This is a genomic window from Azotobacter beijerinckii (assembly GCF_900110885.1).
Taxonomy (GTDB): domain Bacteria; phylum Pseudomonadota; class Gammaproteobacteria; order Pseudomonadales; family Pseudomonadaceae; genus Azotobacter; species Azotobacter beijerinckii.
This window is the reverse complement of sequence record NZ_FOFJ01000002.1, coordinates 1-17,704: the sequence shown is the minus strand read 5'-3', so window position 1 is coordinate 17,704 and position 17,704 is coordinate 1. Positions and strand designations below refer to the sequence as shown.

At 62.4% G+C, this 17,704-nt stretch carries 15 protein-coding genes; 11 read left to right on the top strand and 4 right to left on the bottom strand.

The genetic code is table 11. The annotated features are described in order from the left end of the window. Positions 1–38: 38 nt before the first annotated feature. From BMY22_RS01035 to rloA, 3 genes are read right to left on the bottom strand one after another with little or no spacing between them, the layout of a single operon-like run. Positions 39–1,025: an alpha-L-glutamate ligase-like protein gene (locus tag BMY22_RS01035; protein ID WP_090618880.1), complete on the bottom strand. Its 987-nt coding sequence runs from the start codon at positions 1,023–1,025 to the stop codon at positions 39–41. A 3-nt stretch (positions 1,026–1,028) separates the two neighbouring features. Then, positions 1,029–2,555, bottom strand: coding sequence for an osmotic stress tolerance membrane protein RloB (gene rloB / locus BMY22_RS01030; protein ID WP_090618878.1), 1,527 nt, complete (start codon positions 2,553–2,555; stop codon positions 1,029–1,031). A 5-nt stretch (positions 2,556–2,560) separates the two neighbouring features. Next, on the bottom strand, positions 2,561–3,097 hold the full coding sequence (gene rloA, locus BMY22_RS01025) for a retropepsin-like aspartic peptidase RloA (RefSeq protein WP_090618877.1): 537 nt from the start codon (positions 3,095–3,097) through the stop codon (positions 2,561–2,563). 278 nt (positions 3,098–3,375) lie between these two features. Between rloA and BMY22_RS01020 the strand changes: the two genes are divergently transcribed. The 5 genes from BMY22_RS01020 (at position 3,376) to prpF (ending at position 10,137) form a co-directional block, all read left to right on the top strand. Continuing rightward, a complete protein-coding gene (locus BMY22_RS01020) occupies positions 3,376–4,098 on the top strand; it encodes a GntR family transcriptional regulator (RefSeq protein ID WP_090618875.1) in 723 nt (240 codons plus the stop codon). Continuing rightward, a complete protein-coding gene (prpB, locus tag BMY22_RS01015; RefSeq protein WP_090618874.1) occupies positions 4,095–4,979 on the top strand; it encodes a methylisocitrate lyase in 885 nt (294 codons plus the stop codon). Before BMY22_RS01020 ends, prpB begins: the two co-directional genes overlap by 4 nt. Before the next feature lie 80 nt (positions 4,980–5,059). Beyond that, on the top strand, positions 5,060–6,223 hold the full coding sequence (gene prpC, locus BMY22_RS01010; protein ID WP_090618872.1) for a bifunctional 2-methylcitrate synthase/citrate synthase: 1,164 nt from the start codon (positions 5,060–5,062) through the stop codon (positions 6,221–6,223). 1 nt (position 6,224) lies between these two features. Continuing rightward, positions 6,225–8,828 (top strand): Fe/S-dependent 2-methylisocitrate dehydratase AcnD, encoded by a 2,604-nt coding sequence (gene acnD, locus BMY22_RS01005; protein ID WP_090618870.1) that lies wholly within the window; start codon positions 6,225–6,227, stop codon positions 8,826–8,828. A 115-nt stretch (positions 8,829–8,943) separates the two neighbouring features. Next, the gene (gene prpF, locus BMY22_RS01000) at positions 8,944–10,137 is read left to right on the top strand and encodes a 2-methylaconitate cis-trans isomerase PrpF (RefSeq protein WP_090618868.1); all 1,194 of its coding nucleotides are present in this window, start codon (positions 8,944–8,946) and stop codon (positions 10,135–10,137) included. A 115-nt stretch (positions 10,138–10,252) separates the two neighbouring features. Here the strand turns inward: prpF and ppsR are convergent, their stop codons facing one another. Then, the gene (gene ppsR / locus BMY22_RS00995; protein WP_090618867.1) at positions 10,253–11,071 is read right to left on the bottom strand and encodes a posphoenolpyruvate synthetase regulatory kinase/phosphorylase PpsR; all 819 of its coding nucleotides are present in this window, start codon (positions 11,069–11,071) and stop codon (positions 10,253–10,255) included. Positions 11,072–11,234: 163 nt separating this feature from the next. Here ppsR and ppsA point away from each other — a divergent pair, with 163 nt between their 5' ends. From ppsA to BMY22_RS00965, 6 genes are all read left to right on the top strand, one after another. Then, entirely contained in the window at positions 11,235–13,610 is a 2,376-nt protein-coding gene (gene ppsA, locus BMY22_RS00990) for a phosphoenolpyruvate synthase (RefSeq protein ID WP_090618865.1), read from the top strand. Between the two features lie 290 nt (positions 13,611–13,900). Then, positions 13,901–14,389, top strand: coding sequence for a ribonuclease E activity regulator RraA (rraA, locus tag BMY22_RS00985; protein ID WP_090618863.1), 489 nt, complete (start codon positions 13,901–13,903; stop codon positions 14,387–14,389). Between the two features lie 221 nt (positions 14,390–14,610). Continuing rightward, the gene (locus tag BMY22_RS00980) at positions 14,611–14,862 is read left to right on the top strand and encodes a CrfX protein (protein WP_170849272.1); all 252 of its coding nucleotides are present in this window, start codon (positions 14,611–14,613) and stop codon (positions 14,860–14,862) included. Position 14,863: 1 nt separating this feature from the next. Further along, positions 14,864–15,688, top strand: a complete 825-nt coding sequence (locus BMY22_RS00975; RefSeq protein WP_090618860.1) for a mechanosensitive ion channel family protein — start codon at positions 14,864–14,866, stop codon at positions 15,686–15,688. Between the two features lie 86 nt (positions 15,689–15,774). Then, the gene (gene sigX / locus BMY22_RS00970) at positions 15,775–16,365 is read left to right on the top strand and encodes an RNA polymerase sigma factor SigX (RefSeq protein WP_090619098.1); all 591 of its coding nucleotides are present in this window, start codon (positions 15,775–15,777) and stop codon (positions 16,363–16,365) included. 106 nt (positions 16,366–16,471) lie between these two features. Beyond that, on the top strand, positions 16,472–17,524 hold the full coding sequence (locus BMY22_RS00965) for an OmpA family protein (RefSeq protein ID WP_090618858.1): 1,053 nt from the start codon (positions 16,472–16,474) through the stop codon (positions 17,522–17,524). The last annotated feature ends 180 nt before the right edge of the window (positions 17,525–17,704 follow it).

The following is a 17,704-nucleotide window of genomic DNA, read 5'->3' as shown; positions in this document are numbered from 1 at the left end:
GTGGGCGCGCTCCGCCCCTTGGGGGCGGAGCGTTCGGGTCAGACGGTAGCGATGGAAACGTGGCCGAACAGCTCCTGGGAGAAGCGTACGCGCTCGTCCGGCGTCTCCTGAGTGGCGCGTTTCTCCAGCTCGGCCAGGTGGGTCTCGATCGCATGGGTGCGAAGGACCAGGCCGCAGTCGTTGGCGATCTGGATGTTCAGTCCGGGGCGGGCGTTGAGTTCGAGGATCAAGGGCCCCTTGGTCTCGTCCAGCACCATGTCCACGCCGATGTAGCCGAGGCCGCAGAGCTCGTAGCAGCCGGCCGCGAGCTTCATGAAGCCGTCCCAGTCGGGCAGTTGCACGCCGTCCACCGGGTTGGTGGTGTCCGGGTGCTTGGCGATCTTGTTGTTCAGCCAGGTGCCGCGCAGGGTGATGCCGGTGGCCAGATCGACACCGACGCCGATGGCTCCCTGGTGCAGGTTGGCCTTGCCGCTGGACTGGCGGGTCGGCAGGCGCAGCATGGCCATCACCGGATAGCCCATCAGCACGATGATGCGGATGTCCGGCACGCCCTCGTAGCTGATGTTCTTGAAGATCGGGTCGGGCTTGACCCGGTATTCGATCAGCGCCCGATCCCGGTGCCCGCCGAGGGAGTAGAGGCCGGTGAGGATGCTGGAGATGTGATGCTCGAGCTCGTCATGGGTGACGATCTTGCCGGAGACCGTCTTGTAGCGGCCCTCGAAGCGGTCGGCGATGACCATGATGCCGTCGCCGCCGGCCCCCTGGGCCGGCTTGATCACGAAGTCGCTGTGCTCGCCGATGATCTGGTCGAGCTTCTCGATTTCCTTCTCGGTCTCGATGATCCCGTACAGTTCCGGCACGTGGATGCCGGCCGCGATGGCGCGATGCTTGGTGATGATCTTATCGTCGACGATGGGATACAGGCTGCGCTTGTTGTACTTCAGCACATAGTCCGCATTGCGTCGGTTGATGCCCATGATGCCCTTGGCTTGCAGGGCCTTCCATCTCTTCCACAGGTTGATCATGGCTCAGTCCTTCAGGAAGGCCTTGAAGCGAAGCAGCTCGGTCAGGCGGTAGCCGCGGTAGCGACCCATCGCCAGCATGAAGCCCACCAGGATCAGCAGCACCGTCGGGAAGGTGAAGATGAAATAGGTCAGCTGCGGAATGTTCATCAGCAGGTGGGCCAGCGAGGCGGCGATCAGGGTACCGAGGGCAACCTTGAAAGCGTGGCCGCCGCCGCGCTCTTCCCAGGTGATCGACAGGCGTTCGATGGTCATGGTTAGGATCACCATCGGGAACAGCGCCACCGACAGGCCGCGCTCGAGGCCGAGCTTGTGGCTGAGCAGGCTGATGACGGCGATCAGCACCACCACGAAGGTCAGCACCACCGACAGGCGTGGCAGCATCTGCAGCTTGAGGTGCTCGAGGTAGGAGCGCAGCGTCAGGCCGAGGGCGGTGATCAGGGTGAACAGGATGATACCGAAGCCCACCTGGGTTTCGCGGAAGGCCAGGGCGATCAGCACCGGCGTGAAGGTGCCGAGGGTCTGGATGCCGATCAGGTTGCGCAGGATCAGGATCACCAGCACGCCGATCGGAATCATGATCATGATCTGGTAGGTCTGCTGGGTTTCCAGCGGCAGGCCGTACAGGGTGTATTCGAGGAAGTCGGCATCGGTGTTCTGGTCGGTCATCTTGGCCAGGCCGATGGCGTTCAGCTCGCTGTTGTTCAGGGTGAAGGTGACCTGGGCCTGCTTGCCGCCATCCACGCTGAGCAGGGGTTCGTCGCCGGTCCACCAGATCAGGCGGTCGGCCGGCAGGCCCTGTTCGCCATTGTCCGGGTTGAAGTACAGCCACTTCTCGCCATTGAAGCTGCGAATCCAGAGTTCGGGGCTGATCTTCTGGTCGGCGATCAGTCGCAGGGTGTGCACGCGCTCCACCGGCACATGGGCGGAGGAGAGCAGGAGTTCGAGGATTCTGACCCGGTTCGAGGTCGAGGTGTTGCCGGCGGTGAGCAGCTTGACGTTGTCGTCGTTGAGGTTGTTGACCCGCTTGATGGTCTCGCCGATGAAGGTCTCGACATCGGCCGAATGCTCGCGGATGGGCGCCAGCAGGGCTTCGGCGGCGATCTTTTCGGCCCCTTCCAGTGGGATGCTGTCGCGGAAGGTCGGGCCCTTGGCCTTGGGCTGGTCGCCGGTATAGCGCTTGGTCAGGGCCAGGCGATAGTAAAGGGTCTGCTTGCCGCTAACGCGCCGTGCCGACCAGGTTACCCGGCGGTTGTTGCCGACCTGGTTGACGCTCACCCCGTAGTTGTTGGAGATGAAGCTCTCGTTGAGGCTGACGTAGTCCTGATTGAGCGGCGGAGCGAACATCTGCACTTTCACCGGCTCGTGGGGATTGGCCTGGAATTCGACGCGCGCGTCGATGTTCCACAGGTCCTCGGTCTCGTCTTCGGTCACCGGGATGCCCAGGACGAAGATCTGATACGCCGTGACCAGAACCCCGATCGACACCAAGAGGACGATCAGTATTTTCAGATGCAGGTTGAGAGCGCGCATGCGTATTACTCGGCGGAGTTTGCAACGGTGGCGCAGGCGGGCTTGCCGGCTGCGTATTTAAGGCTCGGATCGACCAGAGCGCCGAAGCGTGCGAGCGCCTCGGAGCCGATCAGCAGCGGGTATTGGAATGCGCTCCGGTCGGTCAGGTTCACTTCGATGGTGCGCAGAGTGCCGCCCATGCAGACGTCCAGCTCGATGACCGGGCGAGCGGTGTAGGTCTTGCTCTCTTCCGGATCGTAATCGCCGGAGCGGCGCTTGATCTTGCTGATCCGCGCCAGCGGCCGCTCGATGGGATGTGCGTGACTATCGTCGATGGCCAGGTAGAAGCGTACCCAGGCCTCGCCGTTGCGCTTGAACCGGCTGATGTCGCGGGCACTGAGCGATGCCGTCGCGGCCCCCGTGTCCAGCTTGGCCGACACCTCCAGCTTGATCTCGGGCAGCGACACGTATTCGTTTAGACCATAGATGGTCTTCTCGGCGGCAGGGAGCAGGCTGGGGACGAGCAGCAGACAAGACAGCAGGGCAAGGGGTTGGAATCTCATAGGTCCTGTGGGCGGAAGCGATCGACGGTTCAGGCATCGGCTGGGCGGACGGACCCCGCTGCCCGGTGCGGCGTGCGGGTGCGGACAAGGCCTCCGGCCGCGCGCGGCGCGCATTCTAGCACGGGTTTTTCATATCGGCGGATCGTCGCCCCGGCTCTCGGGAGCGCGGCGGAGAGGCGCGCCTTATTCGACGATTGTCGACAATCTGCAAGATGTGTTTGACAGTTAGATCGCTTAAGCCTAGTTTCTGCGCAACAAAGGCATGAAGTGTCGACAATATGCTGGACGCTACTTATTCATCCCAGGCTATCCCGGATGACTCCGAGACACTCTCCGAGCATGTCTTCCGCCGCATCCAGGCGGCGATCGTCAAGGGTGAGATCGCGCCGGGCAGCAAGATCTCCGAGCCCGAGTTGGCACGTACCTACGGCATCAGTCGGGGTCCCCTGCGCGAGGCCATTCATCGCCTGGAAGGGCAGAAACTGCTGGTTCGGGTACCCCATGTGGGGGCCAGGGTGGTTTCGCTCAGTCACCAGGAGTTGGTCGAGCTGTACGAGATTCGCGAATCCCTGGAAGGCATGGCCTGCCGGCTGGCCGCCGAACGCATGACCCAGGCCGGCGTCGACGAACTGCGCCGGGTGCTGGATACCCACGAGCGCGATGCGGCCTTCCAGGCCGGTGTCGGCTATTACCAGCAGGAAGGCGATTTCGACTTCCACTACCGGATCATCCAGGGCAGCGGCAACCAGACGCTGGTGCGCATGCTCTGCGGGGAGATGTACCAGTTGGTGCGCATGTACCGCATCCAGTTCTCCTCCACGCCCAACCGGCCGCGCCAGGCCTTCAACGAACACCACCGCATTCTCGATGCCATCGCCGACCACGACGGCGAATTGGCCGAGCTGCTGATGCGCCGGCACATCGCTGCGTCCCGGCGCAACATGGAGCGTCACTATGAGAGCGCTCCGGTCAATCCAGCCAATAAGAGGGGTAAGTCATGACTCAGACGTCTGCCGGGCAACGTTTCCGCGATGCCGTCGCCAGCGAGCATCCGCTGCAGGTGGTTGGTGCCATCAACGCCAACCATGCGTTGCTGGCCAAGCGTGCCGGCTTCAAGGCTATCTACCTGTCGGGTGGCGGGGTGGCGGCCGGCTCCCTGGGCTTGCCGGACCTGGGCATTACCGGCCTGGACGATGTGCTGACCGATGTACGCCGTATCACCGACGTGTGCGACCTGCCGCTGCTGGTCGATGTCGACACCGGCTTCGGCTCTTCGGCCTTTAACGTCGCCCGTACCGTCAAGTCGATGATCAAGTTCGGCGCTGCCGCCATCCATATCGAGGACCAGGTCGGCGCCAAGCGCTGCGGCCACCGGCCGAACAAGGAAATCGTTTCCCAGCAGGAGATGGTCGACCGGATCAAGGCCGCCGTCGACGCCCGTACCGATGACAGCTTCGTGATCATGGCGCGTACCGACGCGCTGGCGGTCGAGGGTCTGAACTCCGCGCTGGATCGCGCTGCCGCCTGCATCGAGGCCGGTGCCGACATGATCTTCCCGGAGGCGATCACCGAGCTGGCGATGTACAAGACCTTCGCCGACCGGGTGAAGGCGCCGATCCTGGCCAACATCACCGAGTTCGGCGCCACGCCGCTGTACACCACCGAGGAGCTGGCCTCGGTCGACGTGTCCCTGGTGCTCTACCCGCTGTCGGCGTTCCGCGCCATGAACAAGGCGGCCGAGAACGTCTACACCGCGCTGCGCCGCGACGGCACCCAGAAGAACGTGGTCGACACCATGCAGACCCGCATGGAGCTCTACGAGCGCATCAATTACCACGCGTTCGAGCAGCACCTCGACGCGCTGTTCGCAGCCAAGAAGTGACCCGGCACCCGGGCCGGCCTGAGCAGGTCGGCTCTGGGGAAAACAAGAGAAATATCCAACCGGATGAGGAGAAACGAGCGATGAGCGCTACCGCAGAAACCACCACTGTGGGCTTCAAGCCGAAGAAGTCAGTGGCCCTGAGTGGCACCGCCGCCGGCAATACTGCCCTGTGCACCGTGGGTCGCACCGGCAATGACCTGCATTACCGCGGCTATGACATTCTCGACTTCGCCACCACCTGCGAGTTCGAGGAAATCGCCCACCTGCTGGTGCATGGCAAGCTGCCCAACGTCGCCGAGCTGACTGGCTACAAGGCCAAACTCAAGGCCCTGCGTGGCCTGCCGGCCGGCGTGAAGGCCGCCCTCGAGCAACTGCCGCCTTCTGCCCACCCGATGGACGTGATGCGTACCGGCGTGTCCGTGCTGGGCTGCCTGTCGCCCGAGAAGGACGACCACAACCACCCGGGTGCCCGCGACATCGCCGACAAGCTGATGGCCTCCATGGGCTCCATGCTGCTGTACTGGTACCACTTCAGCCACAACGGCAAGCGCATCGAGGTGGAAACCGATGACGACACCATCGGCGGCCACTTCCTGCACCTGCTGCACGGCAAGAAGCCGAGCGACTCCTGGGTGAGCGCCATGCACACCTCGCTGATCCTCTACGCTGAGCACGAGTTCAACGCGTCCACCTTCACCTCCCGGGTGATCTCCGGCACCGGCTCCGACATGTTCTCCTGCATCACCGGCGCCATCGGTGCGCTGCGCGGGCCGAAGCATGGCGGTGCCAACGAGGTGGCCTTCGAGATCCAGAAGCGCTATGACAACCCGGACGAGGCCGAGGCCGACATCCGTGCCCGCGTCGAGCGCAAGGAGGTCGTGATCGGCTTCGGTCATCCGGTCTACACCGTTGCCGACCCGCGCAACAAGGTGATCAAGGAAGTTGCCCGCGAGCTCAGTGTCGAGCAGAGCAACACCAAGATGTACGACATTGCCGAGCGCCTCGAGAGCGTGATGTGGGAAATCAAGAAGATGTTCCCCAACCTGGATTGGTTCAGCGCCGTCAGCTACCACATGATGGGCGTCCCCACCGCGATGTTCACCCCGGTGTTCGTGATCGCCCGTACCTCCGGCTGGGCCGCCCACGCCATCGAGCAGCGCATCGACGGCAAGATCATTCGTCCGAGCGCCAACTACGTCGGTCCGGAAGACTTGAAGTTCGTGCCGCTCAAGGAGCGCAAGTAAGATGAACACCCAATATCGCAAGAGCCTGCCCGGTACCCAACTGGACTACTTCGACACCCGTGCGGCCGTCGAAGTCATCCAGCCGGGCGCTTATGACAAGCTGCCCTACACCTCCCGCGTGCTGGCCGAGCAACTGGTTCGCCGCTGCGATCCGACCATGCTGACCGACTCGCTGAAGCAGATCATCGAGCGCAAGCGTGACCTGGACTTCCCGTGGTACCCGGCCCGTGTGGTCTGCCATGACATCCTCGGTCAGACCGCGCTGGTCGACCTGGCCGGCCTGCGCGATGCGATTGCCGAACAGGGCGGCGACCCGGCCAAGGTCAACCCGGTGGTGCCGACCCAACTGATCGTCGATCACTCGCTGGCCGTGGAGTACGCCGGTTTCGACCCGGACGCCTTCGAGAAGAACCGCGCCGTCGAAGACCGTCGCAACGAAGACCGTTTCCACTTCATCGAGTGGACCAAGACCGCCTTTAAGAACGTCGACGTGATCCCGGCCGGCAACGGCATCATGCACCAGATCAACCTGGAGAAGATGTCGCCGGTGATCCAGGCCCGTGGCGGCGTGGCCTTCCCGGATACCTGCGTAGGTACCGACAGCCACACTCCGCACGTCGACGCCCTCGGCGTGATCGCCATCGGCGTCGGCGGTCTGGAAGCCGAAACCGTGATGCTCGGCCGCGCATCGATGATGCGCCTGCCCGACATCGTCGGCGTCAAGCTGACCGGCAAGCATCAGCCCGGCATCACCTGCACCGACATCGTGCTGGCGCTGACCGAGTTCCTGCGCAAGGAGCGCGTGGTGGGTGCCTACGTCGAGTTCTTCGGCGACGGCGCTGCCAGCCTGAGCATCGGCGACCGCGCGACCATCTCCAACATGTGCCCGGAATACGGCGCCACCGCGGCGATGTTCTACATCGACCAGCAGACCATCGATTACCTCAAGCTGACCGGTCGCGAGCCGGAGCAGGTGGCGCTGGTCGAAAACTACGCCAAGACCACCGGCCTGTGGGCCGATGCGCTGGTCGGCGCCGACTACGAGCGCGTGCTGGAGTTCGACCTGTCCACCGTGGTGCGCAACATGGCCGGCCCGTCCAACCCGCACAAGCGCCTGCCGACCTCCGCCCTGCACGAGCGCGGCATTGCCGACGAAGCCAAGCTGGCCGCCGCCAAGGCCGAGGAGGCCGAAGGCCTGCTGCCGGATGGCGCGGTGATCATCGCCGCCATCACCAGCTGCACCAACACCTCCAATCCGCGCAACGTGGTCGCCGCCGGCCTGCTGGCCAAGAAGGCCAACGCGCTGGGCCTGGTGCGCAAGCCGTGGGTGAAGACGTCCTTCGCGCCGGGCTCCAAGGTCGCCAAGCTGTATCTGGAAGAAGCCGGCCTGTTGCCGGAGCTGGAGAAGCTCGGCTTCGGCATCGTTGCCTACGCCTGCACCACCTGCAACGGCATGTCCGGCGCCCTGGATCCGAAGATCCAGCAGGAAATCATCGACCGCGACCTGTACGCCACCGCCGTACTGTCCGGCAACCGCAACTTCGACGGCCGTATCCACCCGTACGCCAAGCAGGCCTTCCTCGCCTCGCCGCCGCTGGTGGTCGCCTACGCCATCGCCGGTACCGTGCGCTTCGACATCGAGAAGGACGTGCTGGGCGTTGATACGGCCGGCAACCCGATCACCCTGAAGGACCTGTGGCCGAGCGACGAGGAAATCGACGCCATCGTCGCCTCCTGCGTCAAGCCGGAGCAGTTCAAGCAGGTCTATATCCCGATGTTCGATCTGGGCACCGTGGAAGAAGCCAAGAGCCCGCTGTACGACTGGCGTCCGATGTCCACCTACATCCGCCGCCCGCCGTACTGGGAAGGCGCGCTGGCCGGTGAGCGGACCCTCAAGGGCATGCGTCCGCTGGCGGTGCTGCCGGACAACATCACCACCGACCACCTGTCGCCGTCCAACGCCATCCTGGCCAACAGCGCTGCTGGCGAGTACCTGGCCAAGATGGGCCTGCCGGAGGAGGACTTCAACTCCTACGCGACCCACCGCGGCGACCACCTGACCGCCCAGCGCGCTACTTTCGCCAACCCGCAGCTGGTGAACGAAATGGCCGTGGTCGATGGCCAGGTGAAGAAGGGTTCGCTGGCGCGCATCGAGCCGGAAGGCCGGGTCGTGCGCATGTGGGAAGCCATCGAGACCTACATGGAGCGCAAGCAGCCGCTGATCATCATCGCCGGTGCCGACTACGGTCAGGGCTCCTCGCGTGACTGGGCAGCCAAGGGCGTGCGTCTGGCCGGCGTCGAGGCCATCGTCGCCGAAGGCTTCGAGCGTATCCACCGCACCAACCTGGTCGGCATGGGCGTGCTGCCGCTGGAGTTTAAGCCGGGCGTCAACCGCCTGACCCTGAACATCGACGGCACCGAGACCTTCGACGTCAAGGGCGACATCTCGCCGCGCTGCGACCTGACCCTGGTCATCCAGCGCAAGAGCGGCGAGACCGTCGAAGTGCCGGTCACCTGCCGTCTGGACACCGCCGAAGAAGTGTCGGTCTACGCCGCTGGCGGTGTGCTGCAGCGCTTCGCCAAGGACTTCCTCGGTCAGGCCTGACTGGCGCCTGCCGTCCTCCCGTCCGCTGTTGTGGTGGATGGGGTGCTGGCAGGACCACGCATTTCTACCTCTGTGCTGCCGTCCGGCAGCACAGTCTCATGAGGACAAGACTCCCATGGCGCATGTACCCCAGATCCGCGTCCCGGCCACCTACATCCGTGGCGGCACCAGCAAGGGTGTGTTCTTCCGCCTGCAGGACCTGCCACAAGCCTGCCAGGTATCCGGCGAGGCCCGCGACAAGCTGCTGCTGCGGGTGATCGGCAGCCCCGACCCGTACGGCAAGCAGATCGATGGCATGGGCGGTGCCACCTCCAGCACCAGCAAGACCGTCATCCTCGCCAAGAGCGAAAAGGCTGATCACGATGTCGACTATCTGTTCGGCCAGGTGTCCATCGACAAGGCCTTTGTCGACTGGTCGGGTAACTGCGGCAACCTGTCGGCGGCCGTCGGTGCCTTCGCCATCAGCGGCGGCCTGGTCGATGCCCGCCGCATCCCGCAGAACGGCACCTGCACCGTGCGCATCTGGCAGGCCAACATCGGCAAGACCATCATCGCCCATGTGCCGATCACCAACGGCGAAGTGCAGGAAACCGGCGACTTCGAGCTGGATGGCGTGACCTTCCCGGCCGCCGAAGTGCAGCTCGAGTTCCTAGATCCGGCCGACGAGGGCGAAGGCGAGGGCGGTGGTTCGATGTTCCCCACCGGCAATCTGGTCGACGACCTGGAAGTGCCGGGTGTCGGTACCTTCAAGGCCACCATGATCAACGCCGGCATCCCGACCATCTTCGTCAATGCCGAAGACATCGGCTACACCGGCATCGAGCTGCAGGAGGCCATCAACGGCGACGCCAAGGCCCTGACGATGTTCGAGACCATCCGTGCCTACGGTGCGCTGTGCATGGGCCTGATTGCGAACGTCGACGAAGCTGCCAAGCGCCAGCACACGCCGAAAGTGGCCTTTGTCGCCAAGCCCAAGGATTACGTTGCCTCCAGCGGCAAGCCAGTGGCCGCCGCCGACGTGGACCTACTGGTGCGCGCACTGTCGATGGGCAAGCTGCACCACGCCATGATGGGCACCGCCGCGGTGGCCATCGGCACCGCCGCCGCGATACCCGGCACGCTGGTCAACCTTGCCGCCGGCGGTGGCGAGCGCAGCGCGGTACGCTTCGGGCACCCGTCGGGGACCCTGCGTGTCGGCGCCGAGGCCAAGCAGGTCGACGGCGAGTGGACGGTGACCAAGGCGATCATGAGTCGCAGTGCCCGTGTGCTGATGGAGGGCTGGGTTCGCGTGCCCGGCGATGCGTTCTAATCTTCAGCGTGCCGGCAGAGAATGACCCGAAGAAGCCCCGGTCCGATGGCTCGGGCTTTTTCCGGGTTTGACGTGGCGAGGGTGTATGGCTCGGGCCTGTCGTTTCGACAGGTAGCTACTTGAAGCGGCGTTCCACACCTTTCTCGACGAGGATCTTCGCCGAGATCTCTTCCACCGAGAAGTGGGTGGAATTGATGTAGGGGATGTTCTCGCGGCGCAGCAGTTGTTCCACCTCGCGTACCTCGAACTCGCACTGGGCAAAGCTGGAGTAGCGGCTGTTCGGCTTGCGCTCGTTGCGGATGGCGGCAAGGCGCTCGGTGTCGATGGTCAGGCCGAACAGCTTGTCCCGATAGGGCTTGAGGGCGCTCGGCAGCTGCAGGCGCTCCATGTCTTCTTCCGTGAGTGGGTAATTGGCGGCGCGGATGCCATACTGCATGGCCATGTACAGGCAGGTTGGCGTCTTGCCGCAGCGGGAGACGCCTATCAGGATCAGGTCGGCCTTGTCGTAGTAGTGGGTGCGGGCGCCGTCATCGTTGTCCAGGGCGAAGTTCACCGCTTCGATGCGTTCCATGTAGTGGGAGTTGTGGCTGATGGAGTGCGATTTGCCCACGGAGTAGGACGAGTGAGACATCAACTCGTGCTCCAGCGGAGCGAGAAAGGTCGAAAAGATGTCGATCATGAAGCCGTTCGATTTGGCCAGTATGTCGCGGATTTCCTGGTTGACGACGGTGTCGAAGATGATCGGTCGGGCGCCATCCTTTTCGGCGGCGCCATTGATTTGCTGCACCATGCCACGCGCTTTTTCCGCCGTGTCGATGTAGGGGCGCGTGATCTTGGTGAAGGATATGTTCTCGAACTGTGCCAACAGGCTCTGGCCAAGGGTTTCCGCGGTGATTCCGGTACCGTCGGAGATGAAGAAAGCGGTTCGTTTCATTGTGCCCTTGGCCTTAAGGATATGACGGTAGTTAGGCTATGATAGGCCCCGACATCGCCGGGGGTTTCCTTGCCTGGCATTGTCACTTATTTCCATGGGTCAAGCCAGAATTGCGCGGAAAGCTTCCGCCTGAGCTACCCAACCCCCTAGTGGAGAATTCATCTTGGTAGAGTACGTAGTTTCCCTTGACAAGCTCGGCGTCCACGATGTGGAGCGAGTAGGGGGCAAAAACGCATCCCTGGGCGAAATGATCAGTAACCTGTCCGGTGCCGGCGTGTCGGTTCCCGGCGGCTTCGCCACCACTGCCCAGGCCTACCGTGACTTTCTCGAGCAAAGCGGCCTGAACGAGCGTATCCATGCCGCACTCGACGCACTGGACGTGGACGACGTGAATGCGTTGGCCAAGACCGGTGCGCAGATTCGCCAGTGGGTGATGGAGGCCGAGCTGCCTGCTCAGCTCGATGCCGCTATCCGCAAGGCCTTCGTCGAAATGGCGGGCAGCAATGACAACCTGGCGGTGGCGGTGCGCTCTTCCGCCACCGCGGAAGACCTGCCCGATGCGTCTTTTGCCGGCCAGCAGGAAACCTTCCTCAACATCCGGGGCGTGGACAACGTGATCCGCGCGGCGAAGGAGGTCTTCGCCTCCCTGTTCAACGACCGTGCCATCGCCTACCGCGTGCACCAGGGCTTCGATCACAAGCTGGTCGCCCTGTCCGCTGGTGTGCAGCGCATGGTGCGTTCGGAAACCGGCACCGCCGGGGTGATGTTCACCCTGGATACCGAATCCGGTTTCCGTGATGTGGTGTTCATCACCGGCGCCTACGGTCTCGGCGAGACTGTGGTGCAGGGAGCCGTGAACCCCGACGAATTCTACGTGCACAAGCCGACCCTCGAGGCCGGTCGTCCCGCCATCCTGCGCCGCAATCTGGGTAGCAAGGCGATCAAGATGGTTTACGGCGAGGAGGCCAAGGCCGGCAAGTCGGTGAAGACCGTCGAAGTGAGCCGCGAGGAGCGTGCCCGATTCTGCATCAGCGACGCCGAGGTTACCGAGCTGGCCAAGCAGGCGCTGATCATCGAGAAGCACTATGGTCGCCCGATGGACATCGAATGGGCCAAGGACGGCGACGACGGTAAGCTCTATGTCGTCCAGGCCCGTCCGGAAACCGTGAAAAGCCGTGCCAGTGCCACCGTGATGGAGCGCTACCTGCTGAAGGAAACGGGCAATATCCTGGTCGAAGGGCGTGCCATCGGCCAGCGCATCGGCGCCGGCCCAGTCAAGGTGATCCACGATATTGCCGAAATGGACAAGGTTCAGCCGGGCGACGTGCTGGTCTCCGACATGACCGACCCGGACTGGGAGCCGATCATGAAGCGCGCCAGCGCGATCGTCACCAACCGGGGTGGGCGTACCTGCCATGCGGCGATCATCGCCCGCGAGCTGGGTATCCCGGCCGTCGTCGGCTGCGGCAATGCCACCACCGCGCTGCGGGATGGCCAGGGCGTGACCGTATCCTGTGCCGAGGGCGATACCGGCTACATCTTCGAAGGCGAACTGGGTTTCGATATCCGCAAGAACTCCGTCGATGCCATGCCGCAGCTGCCGTTCAAGATCATGATGAACGTCGGCAACCCGGATCGGGCCTTCGATTTCGCCCAGTTGCCGAACGAGGGCGTGGGCCTGGCCCGTCTGGAGTTCATCATCAACCGGATGATCGGCGTGCATCCCAAGGCGCTGCTGAACTTCGCCGGCCTGCCGCCGGAAATCAAGGCCAGCGTCGAGAAACGCATCGCCGGCTATGACGATCCGGTCGGCTTCTACGTCGAGAAGCTGGTCGAGGGCATCAGCACCCTGGCTGCCGCCTTCTGGCCGAAGAAGGTCATCGTGCGCATGTCCGACTTCAAGTCCAACGAGTACGCCAACCTGATCGGCGGCAAGCTCTACGAGCCGGAAGAAGAGAATCCGATGCTCGGTTTCCGCGGCGCCTCGCGCTACATCAGCGAGTCCTTCCGCGATTGCTTCGAGTTGGAGTGCCGGGCGATCAAGAAAGTACGCAACGAGATGGGGCTGGACAATGTCGAGATCATGATTCCCTTCGTGCGCACCCTGGGCGAAGCCAGCCAGGTCATCGATCTGCTTGGCAGTCACGACCTCAAGCGTGGGGAGAATGGCCTGCGCGTGATCATGATGTGCGAGCTGCCTTCCAACGCGCTGTTGGCCGAGGAGTTCCTCGAGTACTTCGATGGTTTCTCCATCGGCTCCAACGACCTGACCCAACTGACCCTGGGGCTTGACCGCGACTCGGGCATCGTCGCCCACCTGTTCGACGAGCGAAACGCCGCTGTGAAGAAGCTGCTGTCCAGCGCCATCCATGCCTGCAACAAGGCCGGCAAGTACATCGGCATCTGCGGCCAGGGGCCGTCGGATCACCCGGATCTGGCCAAGTGGCTGATGGAGCAGGGAATCGACAGCGTCTCCCTGAATCCGGACTCGGTGCTCGATACCTGGTTCTTCCTGGCCGAGGGCCAGCTGGCGAGCTGATTGCCCGTTGCGTCGGTGAGCAAAAAAGGGTGGGCTAGTTCCCGCCCTTTTTTCGCGTGCGAATTTGTATATTCGACGTATGTCGTTCCCCGTTTGCACCTGTTTCCGTCCGGTCCGGCATTTCACCCCGGCAGGCCCGCGGCTAAGATGTGCCGCCAAGTTTTCCTACGATCAGTCACTGTCGACGGAGGCGCTATGCTCGTTGCCCTGTTGCTGCCGGCACGGCGCCGAGTTCGATCTGGCGGGCGGCGGTCATCTACCCTGTTGTAATTCTCCAGAGGAGTTTTGCCATGCAATATGTCACCCCGGATCTGTGCGACGCCTATCCCGAGCTGGTACAGGTGGTCGAGCCGATGTTCAACAATTTCGGCGGTCGTGATTCCTTTGGCGGCGAAATCGTCACCATCAAGTGCTTCGAGGACAACTCGCTGGTCAAGGATCAGGTCGACACGAATGGCAAGGGTAAGGTACTCGTGGTAGATGGGGGGGGGTCGCTGCGCCGCGCCCTGCTGGGCGACATGCTCGCCGAAAAGGCCGCCCGCAACGGCTGGGAAGGGCTGGTCGTCTACGGTTGCATTCGCGACGTGGACGTGATTGCCCAGACCGACCTCGGCGTCCAGGCGCTGGCTACCCATCCCATGAAAACCGACAAGCGAGGCATCGGCGATCTGAATGTTCCGGTGACCTTCGGTGGCGTCACCTTCCGGCCGGGCGAGTACCTGTATGCCGACAACAACGGCATCATCGTCTCTCCGCAGGCTTTGAAGATGCCGGAGTAATCTCCTTCCGAGCCTACTCCCTGAGAGTGCAAGCCGTGCGCTTTCCGTGCTGCCGGTTTTGCCAGCTTGCTTAGGCGATGCCGGGCAGCGGAAACCCTGTGGGTATTCCGCTGTCTGCGATCCATTGCTAGCGTCCGTCACCGGTGGACTGTTCTGCGCTTGGATGGACTCGGATGTGACCTGCCGGCAGACGGCCTCGTCTAGGCGTTACATCCCGGGAGGTGCGTATGCACGATCCATTCGAAGAGTCCTTACGCGATCTGCTCAAGTCTTCTGCGCTCGCCCATGACGACGATGCGGCGCTGGGGCGTGTCCTGAAAATGGCCAGTCGCCAAGCGGGTGCCGGCGATCTGTTCGCCCTCGTTGGACATTGGTTCGAGGCGCTGATGATAGGGCTGAACAACGGATCGCCCCATATTGCGCCTGTCTCCCGTCGTAGCACTCTCGATTCTTCTGCAGACAAGGCTGACTGAAATGGAACTCGACCCCTGGACTCAAAGCCTGGTTGCTGCCATGAAAACGCTTTGGACCAAGGTAGCCAACTTCATTCCCAATCTGTTCGTTGCCCTGATCGTGGCGCTGCTCGGCTTCGTCGTGGCCAAGCTGCTCGATACGCTGTTGTCCAAGCTGCTGGCGAAGGTGGGGCTGGATCGCCTGATGTCGGGTACCGGCCTGACCCGGTTACTGGTTCGGATCGGCATTCAGGTGCCGGTTTCGACCCTGATCGGCAGGGTTGTCTACTGGTTCGTGCTGCTCGTGTTCATGGTCTCGGCCGCCGAGTCGCTCGGCCTGGCGCGGGTTTCCGCAACTCTGGATGTGCTGGCGCTCTATCTGCCCAAGGCCTTCGGCGCGGCGCTGATTTTGCTCGCCGGATTGCTGCTGGCACAGCTGGTCAACGGCGTGGTGCGTGGCGCGGCAGAGGGCGTCGGACTCGACTATGCCGGCGGCTTGGGACGTATCGTGCAGGGTTTGGTCATCATCATCAGCATTTCCGTGGCGATCGGACAGCTGGAGGTCAAGACCGACCTGCTCAATACGGTCGTTGCCATCCTGCTGGTCTCCGTGGGGGTAGCGGTTGCCCTCGCACTGGGTCTGGGCAGTCGCGAGGTTGCTGGCCAGATCATCGCCGGCATCTATGTCCGCGAACTCTACCGCGTGGGGCAGGCGGTCAGGATCGGTGATCTCGAGGGGCAGATCGAGGAGATCGGCACGGTCAAGACGACGCTGTTGACCAGCCACGGCGAACTGGTTTCGCTGGCCAACCGTTCTCTGTTGGATGAACGAGTTAGCAGCCGTTAGCGCGAAGATCTGGTAATCTATGCCGCCAATTTGAACCTGAGGTCTGGGCTTTGGCGGCCGCGACCCGACTGCCAGCCTTTCTTGTCTTGAACGCAGACCAATCGATTGCTTCGCGATACGACCCTAAGGAGCTGTCCGACGAGGAGCTGGTTGAGCGTGCACATGCCGAGCTTTTCCATATTACTCGAGCCTATGCGGAGTTGATGCAACGCTATCAGCGTACGCTATTCAATGTCTGCGCAAGATACTTGGGTAACGAGCGGGACGCCGACGATGTTTGCCAGGAAGTTATGCTCAAGGTTCTCTATGGCTTGAGGAATTTCGAGGGCAAGTCGAAATTCAAGACTTGGCTCTACAGCATCACCTATAACGAATGCATCACCCAATACCGGAAAGAGCGAAGAAAGCGGCGTTTGATGGATGCACTGAGTCTCGATCCACTGGAGGAGGCGTCGGAAGAAAAGGCGCCTAAACTAGAGGAGCGCGGCGGTCTTGATCGCTGGTTGGTGCACGTCAACTCTATCGATCGGGAGATACTGGTGCTTCGATTTGTCGCAGAACTGGAGTTCCAGGAGATCGCCGACATCATGCACATGGGCTTGAGTGCCACTAAAATGCGCTACAAAAGGGCTCTGGATCGGTTGCGGGAAAAATTTTCGGGGCTTGCTGAACCTTAGCTTGACAGCTAGCCTCTTAGCGGAATAGCGATCTCGGCTATCTATCTAGCTGAAAACAAACTTCGAGATTGTCTTGACCGTCAAACACCACGATGGGGAAAAACGGATGAAACTGAAAAACACCTTAGGCGTCATTATTGGCTCGGTGGTCGCCGCATCTTCGTTCAGCGTGCTGGCCCAAGGCCAAGGCGCAGTTGAGGTGGAGGCCTTCGCCAAGCATTACGACACTGACGACAGCAGCCGTGACATCGAGAATGATGATGCTGAACTTTATGGCGCATCCATTGGTTATTTTCTGACCGACGATGTGGAGTTGGCACTGTCGTACGGAACTTATCACGATGTGTCCACTAAAGACCGCGTTAATGGTCAGCACAAGAATATCAAGGGCGAACAGACCTCCATCGATGCGATCTACCATTTCGGTTCGCCGGGCGTGGGTCTGCGCCCCTATGTATCCAGCGGTGTAGCCTATCAGAGCATCGGTCAAGCCAAGCCGGGTCGTGATCAGAGCACCTTCATCAACGTCGGTACCGGTCTGAAGTATTACTTCACCGACATGCTCTATGCGCGGGCCGGCGTCGATGGCATGTACAACATCGACGAAGGCTACACCGAGTGGCAGGGCGGCGTGGGCGTCGGTCTGAACTTCGGCGGCAGTGCCGGCAAGAAGCAGCCTGCTCCGGAGCCGGTGGCTGCAGTCTGTGCAGACGTCGACAGCGATGGCGTCTGCGACAACGTCGACCGCTGCCCGGATACCCCGGCCAACACTACCGTCGATGCCGAGGGCTGCACCGCCGTCGCCGAGGTGGTTCGCGTCGAACTGGACGTCAAGTTCGATTTCGACAAGTCGAAGGTCAAGGAAGAAAGCTACGCCGACATCAAAAACCTGGCTGACTTCATGAACCAGTATCCGCAGACCACCACCACCGTGGAAGGTCACACCGACTCCGTCGGTCCGGACGCCTATAACAAGAAGCTGTCCGAGCGCCGTGCCAATGCTGTGCGCGACGTTCTGGTCAACCAGTACGGCGTGTCCGGCAGCCGTGTCGACTCCGTCGGCTACGGCGAGTCCCGTCCGGTGGCTGACAACGCTACCGAATCCGGCCGTGCGATCAACCGTCGCGTGGAAGCGGAAGTGGAAGCACAAGCCAAGTAATACCGGCGATGCTTCGAGAAAACCCGGCTTGGCCGGGTTTTCTTTGGCTATGTCTGAGTTAACTGTTGCAGCAGGCTAAGCTGATCATGACGTCTCCGCATGCGGGAGGTGGATCATGAAAGCGAGTCAGTTCACGCGATGGATCGCTCAGCTCTCCAGCCTCAGCCCAGAACAGCGTGA